Origin of the sequence: Neoroseomonas rubea, assembly GCF_016106015.1 — a bacterium.
GTDB lineage: Bacteria > Pseudomonadota > Alphaproteobacteria > Acetobacterales > Acetobacteraceae > Neoroseomonas > Neoroseomonas rubea.
Genome location: NZ_JACADQ010000188.1, coordinates 1 through 7,694, shown reverse-complemented (window position 1 = coordinate 7,694; position 7,694 = coordinate 1). Strand labels below are relative to the sequence as shown.

Below are 7,694 nucleotides of genomic sequence, written 5' to 3'. Positions count from 1 at the left end.
AGATGAACTTCGACCAGGCGGGCGACGCCCTGCTCGACTGCATCATCCGCACCGCGGACGGGCAGTTCACCGCGGCCGAGATCCTCGGCCACCGGGAATTCAGCCTGACGCGGCTGTACGAGAGCGCATAGGGCGTCGGCACAACCGAAAGCAGGCCCCGGCAGCTCGCGCCGGGGCCCGCTTTGCGTGTCGCCGTGGCAGTCGCACGCTTGGGACAGTGCGGTGGGCGAGGCAGCGTGCCCCTCGCGCGAGTGCGATCGGCTCTGCTTGCCGGCGGCACGCTCGATGGGTTGCGGAGGCTGATCGCGGACTCTTCGTCGCATCGCGAGGAACTGCAGCATGCGGTCTGCCGAAGAACCCAAAGCGCCCCGGTCTTGCCGTAGTGAGACCGCATCGGCCGCCGTTCAGATGGCGATCATCACGTATCGGCATCGTGGGTTGCGTGCCCACCGATCTGGATCGGTGGTGCGGATCCCCTGCTCGCTCGCGTCCTTGTCTGTTGCGGACTGACGGCCGATCCCGGCGCGCTTCGGGGAGAAGGCCCCTTCTCCCCCCGCCCGCCTACCTGCCGCGGAACACCGGCTTGCGCTTCTCCGCGAAGGCGCGCAGCCCCTCCTTCGTATCCTCGGTCTTCGCCAGCGCCGCTGTCTGCGTCTGCTCGAAGCGGTAGCCCTCGTGCAGCGGCATGTACTCGCACAGCGTGAAGGCGCGCTTCATCGCCGCGACCGCGAGCGGCGCCTTGCCCGCGATCTCCCGCGCCATGGCCTGCGCCGCCGGCAGCAAATCCGCCTTCGGGAAGCAGCCCGAGGCGACGCGCATCCGCAGCAGATCCGGCCCGTGCAGGCGCCGCGCGGTCATCAGGAACATGCGCGCATCGGACTGGCCGAAATGCCGCAGCACATGCTGCACGCCGCCGGCGAGCCCTACATCCACCTCCGTCATGGACATGAAGGCGTCCTCGGCGACGAGGATGATGTCGCAGACGAGCGCCAGCACGCAGCCCGCCCCGATCGCCGCCCCGTTCACCGCCGCGATCACCGGCTTGCCGCATTCCATCACGCAGTCGAAGCCGGCGCGCACGGCGCGCGAATGGCGTGGGAAGGCGCCGGGCGTGGCGGCATCCGGCCGGTCGCGCAGGTCGGCGCCGGCGGAAAACGCCTTGCCCGCGCCGGTCAGGACGATGGCGCGCACCTCCTCTGCCTCGTGCAGCGTATCGAAGATGCGCGTGATCTCGTCGCGGAAGGCGCCGTTCTGCGCATTCACCGGCGGGCGGTCGATGGTGACGGTCGCCACGCCGTCCGCCACATCGACCTTGAAGACCGACAGACCTTCGATCACGGCGCGAAGGCCACGCCCTTCTCGGGCACCACCACCTTTGCATTGGCACCCTGCATCTCGGCCACGAAGCCGGAGGCATCGGGCAGCAGCAGCCCGAAGGTCGCGTAGTGGCAGGGAATGGCGAGGCGCACCGAGGGCAGGAAGCGCTTCAGCGAGAGTGCTGCGGCACGCGGCCCCATGGTGAAGCGGTCACCCACCGGCACCATCGCGACGGCCGGGCGATAGAGTTCATCGACCAGCGCCAAGTCCGAGAAGATGTCCGTGTCCCCCATGTGGTAGACGACGGGCTCCGCCTTGTCCTTCGGCGTCACGACGATGCCGTTCGGGTTGCCGAGGCAGTGGGAGACGCCGTTCTCATCCTGCTCGACCGAGGAATGCAGCGCCTGGGTGAGCGAGACGGTGAACTCCCCCTGGTCCGTCGTCCCGCCCGTGTTCATCGGGTCGAGCGCCGAGACCCCCTTGCGCGCGAGATGCATCGCGAGGTCGTAGTTGGTGACGAGCTTCGCACCCGTCCGCTTGCAGATCGCGACCGTGTCGCCGATGTGGTCGCCATGGCCATGCGTCAGCAGCACGTGCGTGGCTCCCGCGCTCGCCGCTTCCGCGTCGCCGCCGAAGGCCGGGTTGCCGGTGAGGAACGGGTCGATCATCACGACCGAGGCGCCGAATTCCAGCCGGAAGGCGGAATGGCCGAACCAGGTGATCTTCATTCGCGTCGCTCCGTCGTTCAGGGAAAGGTCATGCGGATCGTGTCGGCGATCAGGGCCGGCTTGTCCTTGCCCTCGATCTCCATGGTCTGGCGCACGACGATGCGGTGCGTGCCGTTCGCGCCGTCATCGACGGCGACGAGGCTCTGGCGCAGCCGCACCCGGTCGCCCGCCTGCACGGGGTTGATGATGCGCACCTTGTCCGATCCGTAGTTCAGCGTGCGCGACGGCCAGGACACCTTGTAGACGCCGGCCCCGAGTTTCGGCAGCAGCGACAGCAGCAGGTAGCCATGCGCGATCGTCTTCCCGCCCGGCATCTCGCGCTTCGCGCGCTCCACATCCACATGGATCCACTGATGGTCGCCGGTGACCTCGGCGAAGCGGTCCATCATCTCCTGCGTCACCTCGAGCCACTCGCCGACGCCAAGTTCCTGGCCGATCAGCGCCTTCAGCGCTTCCGGCGTCTCCACCACGCGCATGCGTTCCTCCGTTCCGTGCGGCGCGGAGTGTCGGGGGGACGGGCGCGGCGATCAACCCCGCTTCCGGCCGATGCGCGGCCGGCATAGCCTGCGGGAATGGCCCTCCTCCCCGGCACGCCGCGCTTCACCGCCGCGATGGTCGCCGCACAGGCGCTGACGCAGATCGGTGCCTTCACGCTGCCGGCGCTGCTGCCCGTCTACATGGCGCGCTGGTCGCTCTCGGGCACCGAGGCGGGGTGGCTGATCGGCATCTTCTTCGCCGCCTACGTCCCCGCCGTGCCGGTGCTGCTGGCGTTGACGGACCGCATCCCGGCACGACGGATCTACCTGATCGGCACCGGCGCGACGGCGCTCGCGCATCTGGGCTTCGGGCTGCTGGCGGATGGCTTCTGGTCGGGGCTCGCCTTCCGCGCCCTGGCGGGGATCGGCTGGGCCGGGGCCTATATGCCGGGACTCAAGGCGATCGCCGACCCGCTGAGCGGCACGGCGCAGTCGCGCGCCATCTCCTGGCACGCGGCGGGTGTGGGCGTCGCGGGCGCACTCTCCTTCGCCATGGCCGGCGCCGTCTCGGCGCTCGCCGGGCCGGATGCGGCCTTCGTCGCGGGCGGCGTGATGGCGTCCTGCGCCTTCGGCATCGCACTGGCGATCCTGCCCGACACGGCGCCCTTACGGCGGCCGGGCGCCGGCGCGCTGCTCGATTTCCGCCCCGTGCTGCGCAACCGCCGCGCCATGGCCTGGATCGCGGGCTACTGCGTGCACACGCTGGAAATGGCGGTGCTGCGCGCCTGGGCGGTGGCCTTCCTCGCCGCATCCTTCGCCGTCGCGGCGCCGCCCGCCTGGCTGCCGGGGCCGACCGCGCTGTTCACCCTCGCGGGGCTGCTGGGCATCGCCGTCTCGCTCACCGGCAACGAGGCGTCCGAGCGTCTCGGACGCGGCCGGGTGGTCAGCCTGGCGATGCTGTCCGGCGCCGCGCTGTCGGCCGTGACAGGCTTCGCGGCGGGGGCGCCGCCGCTGGTCGCGCTCGCGCTCGTGCTGGCCTGGAACGCGGCGATCTACCTCGACAGTTCGGCGCTGACGGCCGGCACCGTGCAGGCGGCGGACCCGGCGCTGCGGGGTGCGACCATGGGGCTGCATTCCATGGCCGGCTATGCGGGCGGCTTCGTCGGGCCGCTGTTGTGCGGCGTGGTGCTGGACGCTGCCGGGGGCGAAGGCGCGATCGCCTGGGGCCTCGCCTTCGGCCATGTCGCGATCTTCACCCTCGCAGGCTTCGCGGTGCTGCGGCGCCTCGGCCGCGGCGCCTGAGCGCGGCATGGACAAGCTCACCGCGCTCCGCCTCTTCCTCCGCGCACTCGATCGCGGGGCGATCGCGGCGGCGGGCCGGTCACTCGGCCTGTCCTCCACCGCCGCCTCGCGCACGCTGCGGGACCTCGAAGACGCTCTCGGCCTCCGCCTGCTCGACCGCACCACGCGCCATGTCGCGCCGACCGAGGCCGGGCGGCGCCTCGCGGCCCGCGTCGCCCCGCTGCTCGAAGGCCTCGACGCCGCGATGGCCGAGGCGCGCGAGATGCATGAGGAAGCGACCGGCACGCTGCGTATCCTCGCACGCCGTTCCTACGCGCTGCGCCATGTCGTGCCGCGGCTTGCCGCCTTCCGCGCGGCACATCCGCGGGTGGTGGTGGATCTCTCGCTCACCGAGCAGACCGGGCTGGTGCCGGGCAGCGGGGTCGATCTCGTCATCCGCCTCGGCCTGCCGGCGGGAAAGTCCTTCATCGGACACCGGCTCGCCTCCGGCCGGCGCATTCTCTGTGCCAGCCCGGCCTACCTCGCGCGCCACGGCGCGCCGGCCGCGCCGGACGACCTGCTGCGCCACGCCTGCCTCGCCTACCGGCAGGAGGAGGAGGCGCCGGTCTGGATCTTCACCACGCCAGCCGGGCGCCGGGAGGTCGAGGTGACTGGCCCGTTCCGCTCCAACAGCGGGGAAGCGCTGCGCCGCGCGGCGCTCGACGGGCTCGGCCTGGTGCTGCTGCCCGAATGGATGGTGGGGGAGGATGTCGCCGCGGGCCGCCTCTCGCCGCTGCTCGAAGGCCTCGCGGCCTGGCCGGAGCGCTACGCGGCCGAGATCTACGCCGTGCATGTCCGCGCCGACCGCCTGCCGGCCAAGACCGCCGCCTTCGTCGCGCACCTGCTTGCCACGGATATTCCCGCTTAGCGCAATAGTGTTTCCCCAAACTACCGCCTTTCGGTTGAATGCACATGCGCGGCATCCTGTGGGCAGGAGGAACTGCGCCATGCCCACCATCACGCCCCTCACCCCTGCCTTCGCGGCCCGCGTCACCGGCCTCGACATCGGCCGCGGCGTCGATGCCGCGACGATGGCGACGCTGAAGGACGCGCTCAACCGCCATTCCGTCCTCGTCTTCCCCGACCAGGCGATCGACGACGCGGCGCAGGTCGCCTTCAGCGAGGGCTTCGGGCCGCTCGAGCGCACGCGCCCCGGCGCGCCGGGGGCGGGCAGCCCGGTGATCATCCTCTCCAACATCGGCCCCGATGGCGGGATCGAGGCGCCGAGCGCCAAGCAGGTGCTGAACAACAAGGCGAACCGCCTCTGGCACCATGATTCCTCCTTCAAGCCGCTGCCGGCACGCGCCTCGCTGCTCTCGGCGCGGGAAATCCCCTCGGCGGGCGGCGACACGGAATTCGCCTCGATGCGCGCCGCCTTCGCAGCGCTGGACGCGGCGGAGCAGGCCGCGCTGAAGGGCCGCGTGGCGATTCACGATTTCGGCTGGTCGCGCGCGCGGGTCGATGCCGCGCTGGTCAGCGAGGAGGAGCAGCGCCAGCATCCGCCCGTCCGGCAGGCGATGGTGCTGGAGGAAAATCCCTACGGCCCCGCCCTCTATCTCGGCGCCCATGCCCGCCGCATCGAGGGGATGGAGGAGGCGGAATCCCGCCTCCTGATCGACCGCCTGATGGCGCATGCGACGCAGCACGCCTTCACCTACGCGCACAAGTGGCGGCGGCATGACCTGGTGATGTGGGACAACCGCGCCGTGCTGCACCGCGCCACACCCTTCGCGACATCCACCGAGCGGCGCCACATGGTGCGCACCTGCGTCGCGGGCAGCGCGCCGACGCTCGCCGCCGCGGCGTGAGCGCCGAGCCCTTCGAAGGCGACTGGGACCATATCGTGGTCGGCGCGGGCAGCGCCGGCTGCGTGCTGGCGGACCGCCTCTCCGCCGACCCGGCGCGGCGCGTCCTGCTGCTGGAGGCAGGCGGGCAGGCGCGGCATCCCTACCTCCATGTGCCCGCCGGCTTCCTCAAGACCTTCCGGGACCCGCGCTTCAACTGGAACTTTGCCACCGAACCCGGCCCGGGCGTGGATGGGCGCAGCCTCCATACGCCGCGCGGGCGGGTGCTCGGCGGCTCCTCCGCCATCAACGGCCATCTCTGGGTGCGCGGCAGCGCGCGGGATTTCGACGACTGGGCGCAGCTGGGCTGCCGCGGCTGGTCCTACGCCGATGTGCTGCCGCATTTCCGTGCCATCGAGGATTACCGCGACGATCCCCATCGCGGCGCCGGCGGACCGCAGCATGTCTCGGACATCCCGCAGACGCACCCGATCGTTGCGGCCTTCCTGGACGGTGCGGCGGAACTCGGCCTGGCGCGGAACCCCGACTACAACGGCGCGCGACAGGAAGGCGTCTTCACCTACCAGCGCACGATCCGCAACGGGGCACGCTTCAGCGCGGCGAGCGCCTTTCTCGCGCCGGCACGGCGGCGGTCGAACCTGCGCGTCGTGACCGACGCCACGGTGCTGCGGATCGAAACGGAGCGGGGACGTGCCGCCGGCGTCACCTTCGCGCGCGGCGGCCGCGTCCTGACCGCGCGCGCGGGCGGGGACATCCTGCTCGCCGCAGGCGCCATCGGCACGCCGCACCTGCTGCAGGTCTCGGGTCTCGGTCCTGCCGCCGTGTCGCGGGCGCTCGGCGTGCCGGCCGTGGCGGACAACCCTGGCGTGGGCGAGAACCTGCAGGACCACTACGCCATGCGCGTCGTCCATCGCGTCACGCGCCCCGTCACGCTGAACGAGCAGGCACGCCCGCCGCGCCTGTGGTGGGAGGTCGCGCGCTGGCTCGTGGCGCGGAAGGGCATGCTCGCCTTCAGCCCGGCCCATGCCGGCGCCTTCGCGCGGTCGCGCGAGACGCTGGAGGAACCCGACCTGCAATTCGTCTTCACCCCGGCCTCCTATTCCGAGGAAGGCGTGACGGGCAGCCTGGAGAAACAGCCGGGCATGACGATCGGCGTCTGGCAATGCCGCCCGGAAAGCCGCGGCTTCGTGCGCGCGCGCTCGGCCGATGCGCGGCAGGCACCCGCCGTCCAGCCGAACTACCTCGCGGCCGAGGAGGACCGCGCCGCGGCTGTCGCCGGCCTGCGGCTCTCACGCCGCCTTCTCGGCACGCATGCGCTGGCGGAGTGGTCGGCGGCGGAAACCGCGCCCGGACCTCAGCACGACGGCTATGACGACCTGCTGGCCTATGCCCGCGCGCGGGGATCGACCGTCTATCACCTGTGCGGCACCTGCCGCATGGGCGGGGAGGAGACGCCGGTCGCGCCGGATTTGCGCCTGCGCGGCATCGCGGCGCTGCGCGTGGCCGATGCGTCGGTGATGCCGCGCATCGTCTCCGCCAACACCAACGCGACGACGATGATGATCGCGGAGAAGGCCGCCGCGCTGGTCCGCGGCGGCGCCTGACCTACAGCACTATCGGATCACACTGCATCAGTGTGATCGGATTTCGTGCTTTGGGATCAATTGCTTCCAGAGCAAGAAGTCCGATCAGCCGCTCCCGGCCGGTGGGATATTGCTCTAGCCGATAAGCGACACGCCGAGGAACACTGCGCCCATCGCCACGCCGGCGAAGCCCGCCGCGCGGCGCAGCGCCACGCCGTGCCCCGCCGTCGCCAGCCTGCGCGCGACGAACATCGCCACGGTCCCGATCGCCGCCTGGGTCAGCGCCAGCGCCGCGAGATAGGCGACGAGCGGCGTCGGCTCCGCGCCGATGATGGCCTCGGCGAAGGCATGCCCGTGCACAAGGCCGGCCAGCGCGAAGCCGGCCGGCAGCAGCGCGACCGGGGCGCCGGCGAGCAGCGCCGCGCCCGCCGCGGCCACGCTCAG

General features: G+C 71.7%; 8 protein-coding genes. 4 read left to right on the top strand and 4 right to left on the bottom strand.

Annotated elements, in window-relative coordinates; all coding sequences use genetic code 11:
• Positions 1-561: 561 nt before the first annotated feature.
• Genes HW577_RS16300 through HW577_RS16290 form a run of 3 tightly spaced genes read right to left on the bottom strand, consistent with a single transcriptional unit; the run spans position 562 to position 2,521 of the window.
• A complete protein-coding gene (locus HW577_RS16300) occupies positions 562-1,338 on the bottom strand; it encodes an enoyl-CoA hydratase/isomerase family protein (RefSeq protein ID WP_198377207.1) in 777 nt (258 codons plus the stop codon).
• A complete protein-coding gene (locus HW577_RS16295) occupies positions 1,335-2,045 on the bottom strand; it encodes a metal-dependent hydrolase (protein ID WP_198377206.1) in 711 nt (236 codons plus the stop codon). The genes HW577_RS16300 and HW577_RS16295 overlap by 4 nt, the downstream gene beginning before the upstream one ends.
• A 17-nt stretch (positions 2,046-2,062) precedes the next feature.
• Positions 2,063-2,521 (bottom strand): MaoC family dehydratase, encoded by a 459-nt coding sequence (locus tag HW577_RS16290; protein ID WP_198377205.1) that lies wholly within the window; start codon positions 2,519-2,521, stop codon positions 2,063-2,065.
• 96 nt (positions 2,522-2,617) lie between these two features.
• On the opposite strand from HW577_RS16290, the gene HW577_RS16285 reads away from it, so the two are divergent.
• The 4 genes from HW577_RS16285 (at position 2,618) to HW577_RS16270 (ending at position 7,271) form a co-directional block, all read left to right on the top strand.
• A complete protein-coding gene (locus HW577_RS16285) occupies positions 2,618-3,823 on the top strand; it encodes an MFS transporter (protein ID WP_198377204.1) in 1,206 nt (401 codons plus the stop codon).
• Between the two features lie 7 nt (positions 3,824-3,830).
• Complete coding sequence (locus HW577_RS16280; RefSeq protein ID WP_198377203.1) at positions 3,831-4,730, top strand: LysR family transcriptional regulator; 900 nt, start codon at positions 3,831-3,833, stop codon at positions 4,728-4,730.
• A gap of 79 nt (positions 4,731-4,809) precedes the next feature.
• Entirely contained in the window at positions 4,810-5,670 is an 861-nt protein-coding gene (locus HW577_RS16275) for a TauD/TfdA dioxygenase family protein (RefSeq protein WP_198377202.1), read from the top strand.
• Positions 5,667-7,271: a GMC family oxidoreductase gene (locus HW577_RS16270; protein WP_198377201.1), complete on the top strand. Its 1,605-nt coding sequence runs from the start codon at positions 5,667-5,669 to the stop codon at positions 7,269-7,271. Before HW577_RS16275 ends, HW577_RS16270 begins: the two co-directional genes overlap by 4 nt.
• 114 nt (positions 7,272-7,385) lie before the next feature.
• Here the strand turns inward: HW577_RS16270 and HW577_RS16265 are convergent.
• On the bottom strand, positions 7,386-7,694 hold a 309-nt coding region (locus HW577_RS16265; protein ID WP_198377200.1), incomplete at its 5' end, for a hypothetical protein.